Annotated in this window: 4 protein-coding genes; all 4 read left to right on the top strand. The window is 54.1% G+C overall.

The genetic code is table 11. From position 1 onward, the window contains the following. The first annotated feature begins 369 nt into the window (after nucleotides 1-369). Entirely contained in the window at nucleotides 370-1,269 is a 900-nt protein-coding gene (locus ETQ85_RS25770; RefSeq protein ID WP_148581833.1) for a plasmid partitioning protein RepB C-terminal domain-containing protein, read from the top strand. Then, nucleotides 1,266-1,613, top strand: coding sequence for a ParB/RepB/Spo0J family partition protein (locus tag ETQ85_RS25765; RefSeq protein WP_148581832.1), 348 nt, complete (start codon nucleotides 1,266-1,268; stop codon nucleotides 1,611-1,613). Before ETQ85_RS25770 ends, ETQ85_RS25765 begins: the two co-directional genes overlap by 4 nt. 67 nt (nucleotides 1,614-1,680) lie before the next feature. Beyond that, nucleotides 1,681-2,004, top strand: coding sequence for an IS66 family insertion sequence element accessory protein TnpA (tnpA, locus tag ETQ85_RS25760; RefSeq protein WP_148581831.1), 324 nt, complete (start codon nucleotides 1,681-1,683; stop codon nucleotides 2,002-2,004). Beyond that, a partial coding sequence (gene tnpB / locus ETQ85_RS25755) for an IS66 family insertion sequence element accessory protein TnpB (protein ID WP_222862323.1) occupies nucleotides 2,004-2,444 on the top strand: 441 nt, incomplete at its 3' end. The genes tnpA and tnpB, both read left to right, overlap by 1 nt.

Here is a 2,444-nt window from a genome sequence, read left to right as displayed (position 1 = left end):
TTCAGTCTAGAGCGCGCCGCTTATAAACTTGGGGGCAGAGGTTTCGTTCAATACCAAAACCAGTCTATTAGCCATAAACAATGATTGGTCCGTTTCGGTAGTTATCGCACGATGTCACAAATTGCCGTCTGGAACACTACGCTGGCACATTCGATTGGACACGGGGCTCTCCCCGGACATAACGATAGCCGTGCGGATGGACAGTGCAAACTTACTGATTCGTGACTATTACCTGATACCCCGACTGGACATGGGTTCGTGGCCGAGTCGCTTTGCAGAAGAAAACGACAGGATACTTGAAGGCTATCGCTTCGAAAGCCTTGACATCCTCGGCGAGCTCGCCGCTCGCTGTCCGATAGAGGAGGCAGCATGAAGCCGGCCGTCATCCACGAAAACGTCATCATGATTCCTATCGACAGGATCGACGTACTCAATCCACGCTCCAGAAACAAGAAGCAGCACTTAGAAATAGTAGAGAACATTCGCTCCATTGGACTGAAACGGCCAATAACTGTAAGCCGAAGAACACTTCCTGATGGGTCGCATCGATACAATCTCATTTGCGGACAAGGCCGACTAGAAGCGTTCAAGTTGCTGAACCAGGATTCCATTCCAGCCTTTGTCACCGAAGCTTCTGAAGAAGACTGTTTAGTCATGAGCCTCGTTGAGAACATCGCACGTCGACAACATCGCCCGATCGACTTGATGCGTGAAGTCGGTGAGCTTCGAAAACGCGGTCACAACGACGGTGAAATTGCACAGCGGATTGGAGTCACCCCATCTTGGGTCAACATGATCGCCGGCCTTCTTGAGAAAGGTGAAGAAAAGCTACTATCTGCGGTTGAGGCCGGATCAATTCCACTCAGTATGGCCACAGACATCGCTCGAAGCAGCGACGCTGAATTACAGAACCTACTCGCTGGAGCGTATCAAGAGGGGTTTCGTGGAAAGAAACTCTCTACCTTGCGCAAGCTACTGGAGCAAAGAATCAGACGCGACAAAGCTATCGGCAACGTTCCTCTTGGCAAATCTTCAAAGAAGAAGCCCCTGACGGCATCAGACCTTCGCAATCTATACGAACTTGAAGCAGAGAAATTACGGATCAGAGCAAAGAAGGCTGAATTCACGCACGAGCGGATTATTTTCGCAGCGGAGGCCATAAAAGACCTGCTCGAAAACGAAGAGTTTGCACTTTTGCTGCAAGCAGAAGGCAAGGACACGCTACCTAAGCTCCTGAAGGATCGCATATCAGGGGAGGCGCGCGCATGAATCAAAATCCGCCCTCACCTTCATCCGAACACGGTATAGAGAAGACGAAATCAGCCTTTCTTCATCAATGCACCAACGTTCCAATAGCCAACATTATTCCACTAAAATCACTGCGCCCAGCGGTCAAGTCTAGCCTTAAATATATGCAAATACTTGCATCAATTAAGGAGGTGGGACTTATCGAACCACCCGCCGTTGTTCCAGACCCAAATAAGCAAAATCACTTTCTGCTTCTTGATGGGCATCTCAGAATAGAGGCGTTGAAGGATCTTGGCTCAACAGCCGTTGATTGCATCATAGCGACAGATGATGACACATACTCCTACAACGTAAGCGCTCCATAAACCTCATTCTTGCGGCATTTCGCTGATTCCCCGACGCTCCGGTCATCGAGTAACGGAGTCGGCGAAGATGGCATCTGTAGCAGAAACGTGGTCGCGCCATCTGGCGGCGATCGAGGCGGAGGGAATCACCACCCGGGCTTATGCCGAACGCGAGGGTCTTTCGGTGGCTTCGCTGTATGGCTGGCGCAAGCGCCTCAAACGGGGCGAGCCGGTGACCAACCGGCCCGCCGCCGCTCCGCTCGGTCGCTTCGTCCCTTTGCAGATTGAGGCGGCCCGTGAAGAGGCGCGCTGCAGTGTCATGATCGGCACCCAGATGCGCCTGGAGTTCTCGGCGCTGCCGAGCCCGGCGTGGCTCGCGGCGCTCTCCCGGGCCCTCCGGGAGAATCCCTGATGCATCCGGGCAGCCACATCGAGGCGGTCTTCCTGTACCGCGTCCCGATCGACTTTCGCAAGTCGATCGATGGCCTCTCGGCGCTGGTCGAGCAGGAACTGGGGATGGCGCTGTTCGAGGCGTCCTTGTACGTGTTCATCAACCGCCGCCGAGACAAGATCAAGGCCTTGTACTGGCACCGTAACGGTTTTTGCCTGTGGTACAAGCGCCTCGAGCAGGAGCGCTTCGCGTGGCCTTCGGCCGAGGGGAATACGGCAGCTCATGCGGTCACGCTGAAGGAGCTGGAGTGGCTTCTCGAAGGGTTCGATCTGTGTAAGCGTCCGGCCACCCCATCTCCCCCGGGCAGCCCAAATAGCGTATTCGTGTCCACGCCGAACGACGTGGACACGAATACGCTTCAATTTCTTTTGAATTCAGCCCGCGCGTACGCTTGCCCAGCG

Source organism: Zoogloea oleivorans (assembly GCF_008107625.1).
In the GTDB taxonomy this organism is placed as follows: Bacteria; Pseudomonadota; Gammaproteobacteria; order Burkholderiales; family Rhodocyclaceae; genus Zoogloea; species Zoogloea oleivorans.
This window is presented reverse-complemented; position numbering and strand designations above follow the sequence as displayed.